Annotated in this window: 16 protein-coding genes; 12 read left to right on the plus strand and 4 right to left on the minus strand. The window is 50.0% G+C overall.

Going from position 1 to position 14,841, the window contains the following annotated elements:
- Positions 1 to 39: 39 nt before the first annotated feature.
- Together IEW70_RS05510 and ku are read left to right on the plus strand one after the other, a co-directional pair.
- Complete coding sequence (locus IEW70_RS05510) at positions 40 to 1,419, plus strand: tetratricopeptide repeat protein (protein ID WP_188646925.1); 1,380 nt, start codon at positions 40 to 42, stop codon at positions 1,417 to 1,419.
- 17 nt (positions 1,420 to 1,436) lie between these two features.
- Positions 1,437 to 2,237 (plus strand): non-homologous end joining protein Ku, encoded by an 801-nt coding sequence (gene ku / locus IEW70_RS05515; protein ID WP_188646926.1) that lies wholly within the window; start codon positions 1,437 to 1,439, stop codon positions 2,235 to 2,237.
- Between the two features lie 12 nt (positions 2,238 to 2,249).
- On the opposite strand, the gene IEW70_RS05520 is transcribed toward ku, so the two are convergent.
- Positions 2,250 to 2,573: a hypothetical protein gene (locus tag IEW70_RS05520; protein WP_188646927.1), complete on the minus strand. Its 324-nt coding sequence runs from the start codon at positions 2,571 to 2,573 to the stop codon at positions 2,250 to 2,252.
- A 119-nt stretch (positions 2,574 to 2,692) separates the two neighbouring features.
- Between IEW70_RS05520 and IEW70_RS05525 the strand changes: the two genes are divergently transcribed.
- Together IEW70_RS05525 and IEW70_RS05530 are read left to right on the plus strand one after the other, a co-directional pair.
- The gene (locus IEW70_RS05525) at positions 2,693 to 2,992 is read left to right on the plus strand and encodes an Mpo1-like protein (RefSeq protein ID WP_188646928.1); all 300 of its coding nucleotides are present in this window, start codon (positions 2,693 to 2,695) and stop codon (positions 2,990 to 2,992) included.
- A gap of 103 nt (positions 2,993 to 3,095) precedes the next feature.
- Entirely contained in the window at positions 3,096 to 4,001 is a 906-nt protein-coding gene (locus tag IEW70_RS05530) for an ATP-dependent DNA ligase (RefSeq protein ID WP_188646929.1), read from the plus strand.
- Positions 4,002 to 4,033: 32 nt separating this feature from the next.
- On the opposite strand, the gene IEW70_RS05535 is transcribed toward IEW70_RS05530, so the two are convergent.
- Complete coding sequence (locus IEW70_RS05535; RefSeq protein ID WP_188646930.1) at positions 4,034 to 4,282, minus strand: hypothetical protein; 249 nt, start codon at positions 4,280 to 4,282, stop codon at positions 4,034 to 4,036.
- 107 nt (positions 4,283 to 4,389) lie between these two features.
- Here IEW70_RS05535 and ligD point away from each other — a divergent pair, with 107 nt between their 5' ends.
- Positions 4,390 to 5,289 carry a non-homologous end-joining DNA ligase gene (ligD, locus tag IEW70_RS05540; RefSeq protein ID WP_373285911.1) on the plus strand — a complete coding sequence of 300 codons (900 nt, stop codon included), beginning with the start codon at positions 4,390 to 4,392 and terminating at the stop codon, positions 5,287 to 5,289.
- Between the two features lie 106 nt (positions 5,290 to 5,395).
- Complete coding sequence (locus IEW70_RS05545; RefSeq protein WP_188647070.1) at positions 5,396 to 6,652, plus strand: amidohydrolase; 1,257 nt, start codon at positions 5,396 to 5,398, stop codon at positions 6,650 to 6,652.
- Between the two features lie 83 nt (positions 6,653 to 6,735).
- Here the strand turns inward: IEW70_RS05545 and IEW70_RS05550 are convergent, their stop codons facing one another.
- Positions 6,736 to 6,936, minus strand: coding sequence for a hypothetical protein (locus tag IEW70_RS05550; RefSeq protein ID WP_188646932.1), 201 nt, complete (start codon positions 6,934 to 6,936; stop codon positions 6,736 to 6,738).
- 473 nt (positions 6,937 to 7,409) lie between these two features.
- Here IEW70_RS05550 and IEW70_RS05555 point away from each other — a divergent pair, with 473 nt between their 5' ends.
- Positions 7,410 to 7,700, plus strand: a complete 291-nt coding sequence (locus IEW70_RS05555; RefSeq protein WP_229751838.1) for an SPOR domain-containing protein — start codon at positions 7,410 to 7,412, stop codon at positions 7,698 to 7,700.
- Between the two features lie 38 nt (positions 7,701 to 7,738).
- On the opposite strand, the gene uvsE is transcribed toward IEW70_RS05555, so the two are convergent.
- On the minus strand, positions 7,739 to 8,704 hold the full coding sequence (uvsE, locus tag IEW70_RS05560; RefSeq protein WP_188646933.1) for a UV DNA damage repair endonuclease UvsE: 966 nt from the start codon (positions 8,702 to 8,704) through the stop codon (positions 7,739 to 7,741).
- A 247-nt stretch (positions 8,705 to 8,951) separates the two neighbouring features.
- Here uvsE and IEW70_RS05565 point away from each other — a divergent pair, with 247 nt between their 5' ends.
- The 5 genes from IEW70_RS05565 (at position 8,952) to IEW70_RS05585 (ending at position 14,832) form a co-directional block, all read left to right on the plus strand.
- Entirely contained in the window at positions 8,952 to 10,322 is a 1,371-nt protein-coding gene (locus tag IEW70_RS05565; protein ID WP_188646934.1) for a cytochrome ubiquinol oxidase subunit I, read from the plus strand.
- Positions 10,306 to 11,343, plus strand: coding sequence for a cytochrome d ubiquinol oxidase subunit II (locus IEW70_RS05570; protein ID WP_188646935.1), 1,038 nt, complete (start codon positions 10,306 to 10,308; stop codon positions 11,341 to 11,343). Before IEW70_RS05565 ends, IEW70_RS05570 begins: the two co-directional genes overlap by 17 nt.
- Before the next feature lie 650 nt (positions 11,344 to 11,993).
- On the plus strand, positions 11,994 to 12,659 hold the full coding sequence (locus IEW70_RS05575; RefSeq protein ID WP_188646936.1) for a hypothetical protein: 666 nt from the start codon (positions 11,994 to 11,996) through the stop codon (positions 12,657 to 12,659).
- Positions 12,660 to 12,803: 144 nt separating this feature from the next.
- The gene (locus IEW70_RS05580; RefSeq protein WP_188646937.1) at positions 12,804 to 13,334 is read left to right on the plus strand and encodes a hypothetical protein; all 531 of its coding nucleotides are present in this window, start codon (positions 12,804 to 12,806) and stop codon (positions 13,332 to 13,334) included.
- A complete protein-coding gene (locus IEW70_RS05585) occupies positions 13,327 to 14,832 on the plus strand; it encodes an AAA family ATPase (protein ID WP_188646938.1) in 1,506 nt (501 codons plus the stop codon). Before IEW70_RS05580 ends, IEW70_RS05585 begins: the two co-directional genes overlap by 8 nt.
- The last annotated feature ends 9 nt before the right edge of the window (positions 14,833 to 14,841 follow it).

Genomic DNA, 14,841 nt, shown 5'->3' on the forward strand with positions numbered 1-14,841 from the left:
CAAATGTATGGGGATTCTTTACCCAGGGGGGATTTGTTTATGTTCCAGCAGTGGCTCCAACAAGTAAAAAATCAATTGAACCAAATTGAAGAGCAATATCCCCATTCATCGGAGGAGGACCGGAGTCATCTGCGCGAGGAGTTTCAACAATTGACCTCTGCCTGCGACGAGATTTTAAGCGCATGGTCCGAAGTTGAGGAAGCGATTGCCCGCATGCTCCATCACTTCCCCGATTTGGCGATGGAGGAGGAAGAGGTGGGGGAAGAGTTTTGGCTGGACAGCAGTCTGGTGCGGACATTCAGGGAAGGACAAGGGTATTATCAATTGATGATGTTCCGGGAAGCCAAGCCTTTCTTTCATCAAGTGGTGGAAGAAGAACCGGAGTTTTTGTTGGGTCGTGTATATCTTGCCCTGAGTCATTTTCAGGAAAAACAAATGGATGATGCCCACCGTCACTTCCGTCTGGTGGCAGACACCGCTGAATCAGACTATTTTGTTGCTTTTGCCTATCACATGATGGGCTGTGTCAAGGTGATGATGGAGCAGGATGAACGGGCCATTCCGCATTTTGAAAAATCCCTGAGTCTGATTCCGGAGAACCCTGACGGATGGTTTAACTTGGGAGCGTGCCACTACCGGCTGAAGGATTATCACGAAGCGGTCCCCTTTTTTTATCGTTCACTGCTGTTAAATCCGGATGACTGGGAATCCATGTACTATCTTTCGTGTTGTTTTCAGCAAACCAAACAATGGGAAAGTCTGGCCTACTGGCGGCAAGCGGTATATCAGAAGACGAACAGCCCGTCGATCATGGAGTGTATCGCTCATGATTGTGAAGACGCAGGGGATCCCGAGCAAGCGTTGCACTGGTATCGGAAATTGGCGGCGCGTGATCCCAAGCGGATTTCCGTCTATCACGGAATGGGTTGGAATTTGTGGGCGGCCGGAAAACGAGAAGAAGCGTATTTGTGGCTGAAAAAAGGACTGGCCCTGGATCCGAATCACCCTGATCTGCTGTTTGCATTTCTATGGTTTACTATGCAGGATGGACAGATGGACGAAGCAAAAAAGCTACTTAAAAAGATACCGACTACGTTGCTGAATCACCCGTTGTGGTGGGTGATTCAATCCAGACTGTCTGCCTTTCAAGGCGATTATTCCGGTGCAAAAGAGGCGGCACAACGTGTCATCCAGCATAGAGACAGCGGATTGGCCAGGTCATTGGGTCATTACCAGCTGGGACGGGTCTTGCTGGAAATGGGAGAGTATGAACAAGCGCTGCAGCACTTCCGTGAAGCGCAGTCCTGTTGTCCCCAGTGGAAAGAACCTCTTTTTTATGAAGGGCTGTGCCATTTCTTCAAGGGGGAGCCCGACGTAACCCGCAAATGCTGGGAACAGATTCCGCTAAACCAAGATTGAGGAAAGGAGGGAGGCACATGCATACCGTATGGAAAGGTTCGATCAGTTTCGGGCTGGTACACATCCCGGTGAAGATGTTTTCCGCGATCAAGGAAAAAAGTATCCAGTTTCGCCTGTTGCACAAGAAATGCAAAACCCCCGTTCAGTATACACGGACCTGTCCCTCCTGTGAGGAGAAGGTGTCTTGGGAAGAGATCGTCAAGGGATATGAATACAGCGAGGGACGATATGTACTGATGGAAAAAGAGGAATTGGAATCGATTATGCCGGAAAACCGCAAAGCTATTGAGATTTTGGATTTTGTAGATTTAAAGGAGATTGATCCGATTTACTTCGACCGCACGTATTATTTGGGCCCCGGAGATCACGGCGACCGGCCGTATGCCTTGCTGCGGGAGGCCATGGAAGCCACCGGTAAGATTGGAGTTGCCCAGGTGACGATCCGCTCGAAACAAACCCTGGCCGTCGTCCGGGTTTATGACAACACCCTCGTATTGGAAACCATCTTCTATCCCGATGAGGTCAGGGATGCCGGACAAGTTCCCGATGTACCCGCTCAAACGGAGCTGCCCAAAAAGGAAGTGGAGATGGCAGAGCAACTGATTGAAAATCTGACCACCTCGTTTGATCCGGAAAAATACCAGGATGATTACCGGATTGCCGTGGAGAAAGCCATTGAAAAGAAAGCCGCCGGCGAAGAGATCGTGGAAGCACCGGAAGCGGAACCGGAAAAAATCGTGGACTTGATGGATGCGTTGAAGGCCAGCTTGGAGCAGTCCAAAGCCAAAACAGGACGCAGGAAAAAAGCCGCCAAGTGATTCATTGGCGGTTTATTTGTTTCCGTCTTCCCAATAACGCAAGTTAGCGGTTTGATCCGTCGGTTCTTTTTTGAGGAGTTTTCCATTCAGGTCTGTCAAAACCCGGTATTCCCGGTAATGTTCCACCCGCCATTTTCCTTTCTGTGTAACGCTCTCCGGCTCCATTCGATATTCTTCCCGCAGCTGGGGCTTGATCGGCTTGGTCTGCGCAGGGACAGCTTCGGGCAATGGAATACGGTCCCGAACCCAGATCATGCCGACTAACATCATGTTTACACAAACGACAACTGCTAGTACAGTAGACATCCAGCCTTTCTGCTCAAAAATCCTCCACATGGCTTGCTCCTCCCTGAGTCTCTTTGTACAAGTGTATGGAGTGGATGAAGGGAATACGACAGAGAGAATGAAATAATGGGGACGGAATCGAAATAGGCTAAAGTAAGGAGGAGTTTACCATGAGTTTTCGGAATTTACTGGAAAAGTATCAGGAGGATCATCAACATCCGATCAACAAATTGACCCACGCTTTAGGCATTCCGATGATTGTCGTTTCGCTACCCTGGTTTTTCTTTGATTGGAAAACGGCCTTGTTCTTGTTTGTATTGGGATGGGTGTTTCAGTTTGTCGGTCATATGTTTGAGGGAAAAAAACCCTCTTTTTTATCCAATCCCCTCTTTCTGATTATAGGTCCGTGGTGGCTGATTAAACGGGTGCTGGGAATGGATAAGCGAGAGAGTACAACGATGAAAAAGTAATTGCGAAGAAATCCCGTCTCCTTCCGAAAGGGAAGGAGGTTTTTTTGTTGGGATTTCGAGGGGCGGGCATGATAAAAAAGAGGTCACTCTGGAGGTGTACCGTATGGAAGCGACTCCTGTCAAGCCGATGGAACCTGTCTTAGCTCATGAAATCGACGACTCACCCGAGCGATTGTATCAGGTAAAGTGGGACGGAGTACGCCTTCTGGCTTGCAAAAACGGGGAGCAGGTACGATTGTTCAACCGGAAAGGGAGAGAGAAAACAGCAACGTATCCGGAACTGGTATCTGTGGTTAAAACGCTTCCCGTACAATCTGTCGTGTTGGATGGAGAAGTGATCGCCATCCGGGAAGGAAAGCCGGATTTTTTCCATGTGATGAAACGAGACTCGGTCTCTCGCGCCGGCAAGGTCCTAGCCGCTTTCATCCCCGTTCACTATATGGTATTTGATCTCCTTTTCATGGATGGCCATTGGGTGTTGGACGAGCCGTTGACGCAACGGATCGACCGGTTATCCCCTCTCTTTACCGATCGGACGTCTGACACGATACAACTGTGTGACAGTGTGGAGGACGGTTACGCTTTATGGGAAGCAACCAGGAAAAAAGGGTGGGAAGGGATCGTCTCTAAAGAGAAGAAAGGTCTTTATTATGTAGGACGCAAACATCCTACTTGGCAAAAAATCAAGCATTTCCGCCACCTTACTGCCCGGGTGGCAGGGGTGACTTTCCGGGGGAAATGGGTAAATGCGCTGTTGCTGGCAGTGGAAGATGCCGGCCAGTGGATTTACATCGGGCGGGCGGGGTCCGGGCTGAATGACCGGGAACGAGAGTTAATTACTCGATGGGTGCCTCAAGTAAGAAAGATCAAACCTTCCGTGATCAACCCCCCTTTACTGAAAGGGGTTACTTGGGTGGAGCCGATTTTGCCTGTGAAGGTGCAGTATCTGGAGTGGACACCGGATGCCACCTTGCGTTCCCCTTCCATTCGCGGATTCGAGTTGCCATAAAATGAAAAAGTCCGGCAGAGCCGGACAGGACCTTACCACCAGAAGGGACCAAAAAACGGAGGTCCAAAGAAGGGGAAAATCGGGAAGAAGGGGGGAAAGAATGGGGGAAAGAATATATTGGTCTGGGCGTCTAGCTCTCCATATTCGGTTTCGGGCTCAAAGCTGGTTTGCAGCGGTGCCCCTTCATACGAGTAGTAAGGGGTATAGCCGTAATCGGCATAAGGCAATTCCATTTCTTGCGGCAGGTTCTGCGGTTGTGAACTCTGTTCTTGGTTGCTCATCGACAGTTCCCTCCTATTGGGTAATTCGTCTACATTTTCAATGTATGTATCGACTGGTATCAGTGTCATTTGTCCCAGTTATTTTTTGAAAAATGAAGGTGGATCGATTGAACAAACGACGGGTATTGGTGGAAGGAAGGGAAATTCTGATTTCCAATCCAGACAAAATTTTATATCCCGATGTACCCTTGACGAAATGGGATTGGATTTTGCATATGACGCGGTTAGCCCCTTATATCCTGCCGTATTGCCGCAATCGGTATCTTACGACGATTCGTTATCCCGATGGAGTAAACGGCAAGTTCTTTTACCAAAAAAATATTCCGGAACATGCTCCGGATTGGATCCCTACAGCGAAAAACGGGGATATTGTTTACATACTGTTGAACGATGTACCGACACTGGTGTATCTGGCAAACTTGGCGTGTCTGGAATTCCATGTGTCCTTTGATCGAGCAGATAATCCCGGCTGTCCAACAGAACTTGTCTTTGATTTGGACCCTTCTGTTGAAGGATTTGACGCAGTGATGGAAGTGGCGTTGTGGACCAAAGAGGTATTGGATCAAATGGGGCTTACCAGTGTGGTCAAAACCTCGGGAGCAACGGGGCTGCAAATCTATGTCCCGATTTCTCCCCAATACAGCTTTGAGGAAACCCGGATGATCAATCGCTTTATCGCCCGTTATCTGGCCGAAAAACATCCCCGTCGGATCACGCTGGAGCGGAGTGTAAAACAGCGGGGAGATAAAGTTTATTTCGATTATCTGCAGCATTGGCGGGGGAAATCCTTAACCGCCCCCTATTCGACACGCGCCCGGGCTCATGCTACAGTGTCCACCCCTTTGCAATGGGAAGAGCTTCGGCCGGGTTTACAGCCGGAACAATTCACCTTGGAGACGATCCATTCCCGGTTGGAACAATGGGGAGACTTGTTCGCCCCTGTTTCCCGACCGAACACCCGTCACTCGCTGAAGGAAATTCTCCGGTTTGTTCGTCAACAGGGGTGAGTCCCCTTGTCACGCGCAGTGGTTTGAGATATCTTGGACTGTGACTGATGCGAGAGGAGAGAGATGCAGAGTGAAACGGCTGTTTACAAACGCTTCCATCTTGACGATGACCTCGCGGGAGGTTTTAAGGAATCAATCGATGGCTGTAGAAGGAGATCGGATTACATATATTGGGGACCAACCGCCCCGGGCAGCAGAGTATGATGAAGTGATCGACATGAGCGGAAAGTTGTTGATGCCCGGGTGGGTGAATACCCATGGTCACGCCGCAATGACGCTTTTGCGGGGATATGCGGATGATCTGCCGCTGCAAACCTGGTTGGAAGAAAAAATGTGGCCGATGGAAGCTCGCTTTGGCGATGAGCAGGTGTATTGGGGCACCGCCTTGGCCGTACTGGAGATGATCAAAGGGGGGACGACTTGTTTTGCCGATATGTACGACCACATGGATCAAGTGGCCAAAGTGGTGAAGGAATCCGGGATTCGGGCACGGCTCTGCCGTGGTTCGATCGGTTTGGGTTCAGAAGAGGAACAGCAGGCCAAATGGGAGGAATCCGTCCGTTTCGCCAAGGACTGGCACCGGCAAGCGGACGGCCGCATTACAACCATGATGGCCCCCCATGCCCCGTATACCTGCCCGCCCGCATATATTGAACGATTTGTGGCCAGCGCCAAAGAGCTGGATCTCCCCATTCATACCCACATGTCGGAAACTCAAAAAGAAGTGGATTGGAACGTAAAGGAGTACGGGGTCCGTCCCGTGGAGCACCTTCGCCGTCTCGGCGTGTTTGATCTGCCTTGCTTGGTGGCGCATGCGGTTCATTTAACGGATGAAGAATTGGACATTCTGGCGGAGTACGATGTGAAAATTTCCCACAATCCCGGCAGCAATCTAAAGTTGGGAAGCGGCATCGCCCGCGTACCGGAGATGCTCCAAAAAGGCATTCGCCCTTCCCTCGGGACTGATGGAGCGGCCAGCAACAATAATCTGGATATGCTGGAAGAAGTCCAATTGGCAGCGCTTATTCATAAAGGGGCTTCCCGCAACCCGGAAGCAGTGCCTGCTTTTACGGCATTGCAGATGGGGACGGTATTCGGAGCCGAAGCCCTTTTCTTGGAAAAGGAAATCGGCACCTTAGAACCGGGGAAAAAAGCGGATTTCATCACTGTGGATCTCTCGGGTCCTCATATGCAGCCTCAACATGACCTCGTTTCATTGTTGGCGTATTCCGCCAGCCGGGATGATGTGCAGGATGTGTATGTAAATGGCGACCCGGTGATGCGTAACCGTGAGTGTCTGACTTTGGATGAAGAGAAGATTCGTTATCAGGCGCAAGTGGTTTTTGATCAGATTCGAGGGTAACGGAAAAAGAAAGCCTGCCGTATTGGCAGGGAAAGTTTGGTAGGGGGTATAGGCAGGAAAATTTCAGTCAAAATAAAAATGAGCTAGACTTTCATATCAATATGCAGTTGAAAACGAAGAGGTATTTCTTCTGCGGCTTCCCGCGCGTTCCAGCCCCGGTTACGCGTTGACAGGGTCATCCAGGTTTCGGTCTGAACAGCGGCTTGTATCCGTTTCAGTTCTTCCTCGGAGAAATGCCTGAGCAGCATATCACTGAGGTCCGGGGAGGGAAAGGAAGCATCCATCGATACATCACCTCCTGTGTAGGCATTAGTATCACCCCCGTAAAAGGTGATATGTCTTACACATTTTAAGTCATATTCCAATGAATAAACCCCAAAACTACAGGGGTTCGCGGTTCCGTGCCGCCCTGATTGCAAACCGATTGCAAACATGCGACGAAAGTCATTTCACAACGAGACGATCTAGGGCGGCTACGGCTTCTTTTTGCATTGTCGGGATGACGTGGGAATAAATGTCCAACGTCATGGAAACCGTTGAATGTCCCAACCGCAGATACAATTTTAGGGTGTATTCTGAGTAATATGGTTGCGTGAGTATGTCGGATATCATGCAACCGGATAGGCGGTAAACCTGCCTTTTCAGTAGCGCGAAGAAAGGCATAGTATACAGTGATATCCGGTACTTCATTGTGGACAATGCCCCGCCAACGTTTTGTTGAGGCGCTGGCCCCTTCCAAGGCGTAGGATTCATAACCGTGGGCTGCGCTGGAACCTGCCGCTTTATTGTGCATGGAACCGTCCTTTTGGGTAATGACAGCTTCTTGCGTGTTCTTGCCAAAGCATACGCTAGGGGGCTGGCTAAGGCTTTTGGATTTAAACAGAAGAAAGTCGAACCGAAACCCGAACTGAAACAGGAGCCGGATGGGGACGGCGTGTTCTACCGCGTGGTAACAGGTTCCTTTGAGAATAAGAAAAACGCGGAAGAACGCATGGAAGAGTTGAAGAAAAAAGGCTTTGACTCTTTCATTGATGTTTATAAGAAGTAAAGCCGGGAGAGCCCGGCTTTTTTCATTCTCCGATTTATTCATTGCTCTATTTTAACCGTCGCCTTGTCGATCCGTTTGAAGCGCGGCGCGTTTGCCAATTCCTCCATCAGTTGAAACAACGCCTCATCTTTTCGTTTGGCCTCGATCATGATATCCAGGCGTTCCCCGTACCCAGCGGCCAAACGCAAAAACGGCACCAAATCGTCCAAATGAACAAAATCAGCGTGACCTTTGGGGTTGGATTCACTACGGGGGCTAGAGACATGAATTTTGGGTGGAAACTTTTCTTCGGCCCATGTTTGGGTAATTTGCGGCCATAATTCCTCCAACGTTTCCTTGTTGTTATTGATTCGATGGTGATGCAAATCCAAAACGCACGGCACCCCGACTGTTTGTGCGATTTCCAAGGTCTCGCGAGCGGTGAACGTGGTGTCGTCGTTTTCCAGGCAGATATGGGCTTGAATGCGCGGGTCCAACTTACGAAAGGTAGTAATAAACCGCTCGGTTGAAGCCTCTTTGTCCCCGTACACACCGCCGACGTGAATATTGCATTTGTACGCCTCATCCAACCCCATGGCACGTAACATACGGATGTGGCGGATCAGGTCTCTCACGGAGGAACGGATCACTTCCGGGCGGGGGGAATTGAGGATCGTAAAATGCTCGGGATGAAAGCCCACCCGCATGTCGTTATCCCGGACGATTTGCCCGATTTCCCGCAACTGGGGCACCAGCGTACGCACAAAGTCTACCTTTTGAAAAGCGGGATGGGCAGCTAAAGGGATTAAGCGGGAAGAAAAACGATAAAATCGGATGTCGTGGGCCAGCGCATGATACAAAATTCTCTTCGTGTTATTCAGGTTTTCTTTGGCCAGGCGAACCACTTTTTTGGCGGCCAGCTTGCGATTCCCGATTTGATTCAGGGTTTTTTCCGTCATGGTTTTGGAGGGCGACGCGTTTTTTACCTGCATGCTCATCGCCACAAACCCAAAGCGTACGATCATTTGCCTCACCTTTTTACAGGGTGCCCAAAAACGATGACGACATGTTGGGGGGCTCACCGGGCAAACATCTTCAAAAGTTATCCTTGGGTGTTCCGATCCCCCGGCAAAAAGAGAACGAAATAATGTTTAGGTATGGGAAAGCATGAAGGGTGTCGGGGGACGCCCTTTGCGATTTTCTATGTTTAAGAACCCTCTATTAAGCGGACACTAGGGTTGATATTTCAATCTGCTTGAGGGAGCGTTGCGTATGGATACAGTAACGCTGGCACGGGCGTTTTTTGGTACGTCGCTGGCTTTCCATATCATTTTTGCCACGTTGGGGATCGGTTTGTCCGCCATGGTCCTTGTGACCGAATGGATCCATTATTGGAAGAAAGACCGGGATTATGGGATCATGGCCAAGCGTTGGACCAAAAGCATGGCCATCCTGTTGGGAGTGGCTATTCCTAGCGGGACTATTGTCGCAGTGCAGCTGGCCTTGCTGTGGCCCGGGTTTATGCGCATTGTCGGCCAAGTGATTGCCGTTCCCTTTCAAATCGAGATCTTTGCCTTCTTTTTGGAAGCGTTGGCATTATCCATTTATGTTTATGGCGCGGGCCGCTTACGTCCGCTTTACCGGGTAATTGCCGTATTTTTGGTTACGTTGGGGGCGACCGCGTCCGCCGTTTTGATCACCTCGGCCAACACGTGGATGAATACGCCGGCAGGCTTTAAAATCAAGCCCGACGGGACGATTTATGATGTGGATCCGTGGAAAGCCTTTTTTAACCCCAGCTTTTACGAGGCGGCCTACCATGTGGTAGTCAGTGCGTTGATGACGGGCGCGTTTGTGATTGCTTCCGTTGCGGCGTACCGCTTGTTGAAGGCCGGCAGCCAAGCCGAACGTTCCATCCATAGCAAAGCGTTGATATTGTCTTTGGTAGTGTCGGTGTCGATGTCTTTCCTTACCGCCTTGTCGGGTCATGAATCTGCGCAGGGATTGCATCGAAACACACCGGAGAAATTGGCGGCGGCAGAAGGCTTGTTTCAAACGCAACGTTATGCGCCGCTGGCGATTGGCGGTTATGTGGATTACGATAAGAAGCAAATCATCGGCGGAATTGAAGTTCCTTATCTGCTCAGCTTTTTGGCGGGCGACCGCTTCGATACCGTGGTAAAGGGGCTGGAGGAGTACCCGCGCTGGACGTGGCCGCCGGCTTATTCCCATACCCTGTTCAATATCATGGTTGCCATCGGCTTTCTCTTGCTGGGTTTGGCAGCCATGGCCTTGCTGGTGTGGTGGTGGCGCAAACGAAACGGGCAAACGGGATGGCCAAAATGGTTGCTGTATCTTTTGCTGCTGGCCGGTCCCTTGTCCATCCTGGGGATTGAATTCGGCTGGATTTTCAGCTGTAGTGGGCGCCAGCCCTGGACGATCTACCATATCCAGACCACGACGGAGGCGGCGACGAAAGCGCAATATTTGGGGGCGCTGTTTGTCGCTTTTGTCCTGGTTTACCTTTTCCTTGGCGCTCTCGTTTGCTTGGTGCTCACCCATTACTTTAAACGCAACCCGATTGCTTTGGAATTCCAGTCCAACAAAACGTTAGGAGACGATACCCATGGTACAGCCCATTGAACCATCCATTGCCATCCTGGCGGTCTGGGTTGTGCTTTACATATACAGCTTGGCCGGATCGATTGATTTTGGTGCCAGCTTTTGGGCGATGGTACATGCGAATCAGGAAACGCAAGCGGGCAGAATCGCCAACCGCTTTTTGTCGCCGACCTGGGAAGTAACCAATACCATCCTGGTGCTTCTGGTCGTGATGACCATCGGCTTTTTCCCGAAGGCTGCCTATATGTTGGGCAACGTGCTGATTGTGCCGGTCAGCATTATTTTGCTTTTGATTACCGTCCGCAGCGCTTTTATGGTGTTTGCCTTTTCGGTGGAGCGGTACCGAAAGGTGTTGCAAATCGTGTCAGGGTTGACCGCTCTGTTTATCCCCGCACTGTTGATCAGTGCGTTGCCCGTCACCCAGGGGGGATTTGTGCAAATGATCCAGGGACAGGCAGCATTGTACTTTGGCAAATGGTTGACCAGTCCGTCGATCTATCTGTACATTTTGTTCGGTTTGTCGTCGGAGCTCTTTTTGTCTTCCCTTTTCTTGGCCGATTATGCGCGGGAGTCGGATGATGACAGCGCGTACGAGGTGTACCAACGATATGCGGTCCTATTTGGTCCGATTACGTTGTTGGTGGCTGTTTTGGCCCTCTATACCCTGGAACCGGAAGCGGCCTGGCTGTTGGATCGGTTGTTGCGGTACAAAATGTGGTATGTGTGGTCCATCATCGCTTTTCTCATCGGTTACGTGTCCTTGTGGTGGAAAACGAAAGACCAAAAAGTTGGACGGCCGCGTGTGGCGATGGTGTTTGTGGTCATCCAGTACGCATTGGCTACCTTTGCCTATGGTGCAGCGCACTTGCCGTATATCGTTTATCCCTATCTGACCGTTGATCAAGCGTTCACACAGATCAACACTTTTTACTCCCTGTTAAAAGTGTTCACCATCGGGTTGGCGATTTTGTTGCCAGGCTTTGTGATCCATTGGCGCCTGTTCATGAAGGACAAGCGATATCTGGAAGGAGAGAAAACATAACACTCGCAAAAACGATTCAACGAAGTTTCTTAGCACCCTATCAGGTGCTTGAGGCTGCTGACCTTCTACCTTTGTCAGCAGCCTCAAGCCGGGAAAAACCCGGCTTTTTTTATGCAAAAAACCATAGGTATATAATGACACCGATGAAGTAAAGAAGTATGTGAGGTGAAAGCGGGACAGCCGATCAACAGCGTAAGAGCAAATACGGATAGAGCTAAAAAGCGTTTCATTGTGCTGTTTCCTCCTGATTAAGTTGCTCACGTTTTGCAATAAAGCACTCCTTTCTATGTAATCGGTGATTACGTATTGGATAATACTAGAGGGGAAAATAATAGTAAATATATAACAAAATTATAATTTTTATACATTTTATACAGTGTTATACATATACACATGAAAAAATATGTTCTATTTTTTTTTTGGGGTCGGTAACTGCAAACAGGTTGCAAACGAAGTGCTAACAAGAACCCGGAAAAGGGTGATGAATAACGGAACACCCCTAAATGGAAAAGATGAAATAACAAGGTTTGATAGGGATAAAACCCCGGATGGGGAGCACATTTTTGCATGTATGCCCGCTAACCTGTAATGGCGGGCTTTTTGCCTTTCCGGTGATAATCCCCACTTTGTATTCGTAGGATGCTTAGGGGATGGCCCTTACCCGGAAGGAGGAACCGGAAGTGAAGATGCTGAAGTGGCGGGTATGGTTGGTACTACTACTGTTGCTTTCTGCCTGTGAACCGGCTTCCCAGGCTGCCCGTCCAGAACCGAAAGTTACTGCGGAGATGGTCACCAAACGGATGGAAAAGCATTTGAGTCAGCCGGAATGGAAATTTACTTTGCAATTACCTGGGCAAGGCCGGTTTAAAGGGGTGCAGAGAGGAACTGATTGGACGTTAAAAGCGGTACAGCAAAAGGAAACTTTGACGATTACAAAAGACGGCACAGCGATTCAGGTAGTAAAAGGCAAGAACAAAGAAACCATGAACCAGCGCCAATTTGGTCTATTGGCCCCCAAGGATCATTTTCGATTCATCGAGGGTGCAGCGATGCGGGTTAAAGCTCTTCCCGCCCAGAACATACACGAAACCGGAATCCAAGTGGATCTCAACAGCGATCAAGTGGGAAAGAGGTTAGGAAAATGGATGGGGGCGGCTTTTGAAAAGACAGGGGCAGCCAATCGGGCGGCCCAAAACTTCCGCGTCCGTTATCAACTTTGGTATCAGGCGCCGGATAAACTAACGCGGATGAAGGCACAGATTGTACCGTTGAGGGAGAACGGCAAAAAAGCGGAAATGGTATATACCTTCCAATAGAAAAAGGTGACAGCGTTTACATGAAGCGGCAGCAATGCCGCTATTTTTATTCCTTTATATTCCTTACCTAAGTGGGTATATATTTTGTGATATACTGAGAGGGAAACGGGAGGATGTCGTAGGTAGAAAGGGGGCGTGGCATCCATGAGAGTCCGCTGGAATGTAGCGGTGTTGACTCTGTTTGTCACGCTGTTAATATTATTTGGGGGCTTTTTTGGTTACCAACGGTGGGAAGTTGAACTGCCCATCCGGCAAGCGGTGGCCAAAAATGCTCATGTCGAGCTGCAACAGCTGGCGGTTCAACCCGACAGTGTCACTATACACCTGAAAACCGAAGCGGGTTTTTCCTTGACCCGAGACTATGTTAACCTGCGAAAAAGCATTTCTCGGCTGGCGGGTAACCGCAAACTGCATCTGGTCGTTCATGACCGTCCGGCTCCCGCTTTGAACGATGCGTGGGATGAGATGGTGTTTGGCATTGAGGAAGGAATCGCCCACAAGCGGTATACCCGGATCCCTCAGGCAGTAAAACAGGCAGCCAAACCACGGAATATCCGTTACCGGGTAACGATGGACGATCAATTCCTCTATGTGGAGCTCCGCCGGGATCATTATTGGCTGTACCGTGTTCTTCCCTTGAATAAACCGGGCCACGAGGTGAAGGATAATGGGTAAAGCAATCACTATCGGCATGACACCAGCTTTGTTACTATTCCTGCTGTATCTCGGATACAGTCCTTTGCCTATTGTGGCTCTCGGACTGATCGGCGGCTTGGTCTACATGGTCGCCGTTCACCGCGGCGGCGGACTCAACTTTGGGAAAAAGCGGCGTCTGTCCCGAAAAGAATCGGTACCCAATATCTCTTTTGAAAACATCGGAGGGCAACAACGTTCGAAAGAAGAGCTGAAAGAAGCACTTGATTTTCTTATTCATCCCAAGCAAATTCAAAACTACGGCATTCGCCCCATCAAGGGGATTCTGCTGTCCGGTCCCCCGGGAACGGGAAAAACGCTGATGGCGAAAGCGGCTGCTCACTATACCGATTCCGTGTTTGTGACCACCTCCGGAAGTGAATTTGTTGAAATGTACGTAGGTGTGGGAGCCCAGCGTATTCGGGAACTGTTTCAGGAAGCGCGGGAGCAGGCGAAGCGGAATCAGAAAAACAGTGCGATCGTCTTTATTGATGAGATCGATGTCATCGGTGGTCAACGGGAAGGTTCCCAACACCGCGAATATGATCAGACGCTCAACCAGTTGTTGACGGAAATGGACGGGATCACATCGGATCAGGAAGTGCAGGTGCTGGTGATTGCCGCAACCAACCGGAAAGATATGCTGGACTCCGCTCTGTTGCGTCCCGGACGGTTTGACAGGCATATTACGGTGGATTTACCCGATAAAAAAGCCCGGATGATGATTCTCGAACTGCATACGGAAAACAAACCTCTCGCTTCCGATGTGGATCTGGAAAAAATCGCGGACGAGACTTTCGGTTTTTCCGGCGCTCAATTGGAAAGTTTAACCAACGAGGCGGCCATTTACGCCATGCGGGACCGGAGTCCGGAGATTGGCCAAAAACATCTGTCCCAAGCCATCGACAAAGTGATGATGGGCGAAAAGACAGATCGGGAAGCGACGCAGGAAGAGCGGGAACGTGTGGCGATTCATGAGCTGGGTCATGCGATCGTATCGGAAGCGGTACGGCCCGGTTCTGTTTCCCAAGTAGCCTTGTCTCCCCGCGGGCAGGCTTTGGGGTACGTGCGGCACCATCCCGGTGAAGACAAATATTTGTATACCCGAAAGCAGATTGAGGAGCAAATCTTGGTTTGTCTGGCTGGAGCGGCTGCAGAAGAACAAGTATACGGCAACCGTTCCACAGGAGCCCGCAATGATTACGAACAAGCCAGCCGATATACGCGCACACTGATCGAGTCCGGTCTGTCGGATCTGGGGATTATCGACAAGGATTTGATCAGCAAGGATATCTTGCACCAAGAATCCTCTAAGATTCTCCGCGAGTTATACGAAGAAACGGAACAGTTGCTTTCCCATCATTCCGAGGTGTTTCAGCAATGTCTACAAGTGTTGTTGAAGGAAGAGGTGCTGTCGGGAGATCAGTTCCGCAAGCTGTTGCAGCAACACCGTAAGGATCCGTTGTCCATCAGCGGATAACCACCGCAT

Source organism: Marinithermofilum abyssi, from assembly GCF_014641195.1.
Lineage (GTDB): Bacteria > Bacillota > Bacilli > Thermoactinomycetales > DSM-45169 > Marinithermofilum > Marinithermofilum abyssi.

What these genes read in the sequence shown, in the direction of transcription:
- IEW70_RS05510 (WP_188646925.1), top strand. Translation starts at nt 40, where the DNA reads ATGTTCCAGCAGTGGCTCCAACAAGTAAAAAATCAATTGAACCAAATT.
- ku (WP_188646926.1), top strand. Translation starts at nt 1,437, where the DNA reads ATGCATACCGTATGGAAAGGTTCGATCAGTTTCGGGCTGGTACACATC.
- IEW70_RS05520 (WP_188646927.1), bottom strand. Translation starts at nt 2,573, where the DNA reads ATGTGGAGGATTTTTGAGCAGAAAGGCTGGATGTCTACTGTACTAGCA.
- IEW70_RS05525 (WP_188646928.1), top strand. Translation starts at nt 2,693, where the DNA reads ATGAGTTTTCGGAATTTACTGGAAAAGTATCAGGAGGATCATCAACAT.
- IEW70_RS05530 (WP_188646929.1), top strand. Translation starts at nt 3,096, where the DNA reads ATGGAAGCGACTCCTGTCAAGCCGATGGAACCTGTCTTAGCTCATGAA.
- IEW70_RS05535 (WP_188646930.1), bottom strand. Translation starts at nt 4,282, where the DNA reads ATGAGCAACCAAGAACAGAGTTCACAACCGCAGAACCTGCCGCAAGAA.
- IEW70_RS05545 (WP_188647070.1), top strand. Translation starts at nt 5,396, where the DNA reads ATGACCTCGCGGGAGGTTTTAAGGAATCAATCGATGGCTGTAGAAGGA.
- IEW70_RS05550 (WP_188646932.1), bottom strand. Translation starts at nt 6,936, where the DNA reads ATGGATGCTTCCTTTCCCTCCCCGGACCTCAGTGATATGCTGCTCAGG.
- uvsE (WP_188646933.1), bottom strand. Translation starts at nt 8,704, where the DNA reads ATGATCGTACGCTTTGGGTTTGTGGCGATGAGCATGCAGGTAAAAAAC.
- IEW70_RS05565 (WP_188646934.1), top strand. Translation starts at nt 8,952, where the DNA reads ATGGATACAGTAACGCTGGCACGGGCGTTTTTTGGTACGTCGCTGGCT.
- IEW70_RS05570 (WP_188646935.1), top strand. Translation starts at nt 10,306, where the DNA reads ATGGTACAGCCCATTGAACCATCCATTGCCATCCTGGCGGTCTGGGTT.
- IEW70_RS05575 (WP_188646936.1), top strand. Translation starts at nt 11,994, where the DNA reads ATGGCCCTTACCCGGAAGGAGGAACCGGAAGTGAAGATGCTGAAGTGG.
- IEW70_RS05580 (WP_188646937.1), top strand. Translation starts at nt 12,804, where the DNA reads ATGAGAGTCCGCTGGAATGTAGCGGTGTTGACTCTGTTTGTCACGCTG.
- IEW70_RS05585 (WP_188646938.1), top strand. Translation starts at nt 13,327, where the DNA reads ATGGGTAAAGCAATCACTATCGGCATGACACCAGCTTTGTTACTATTC.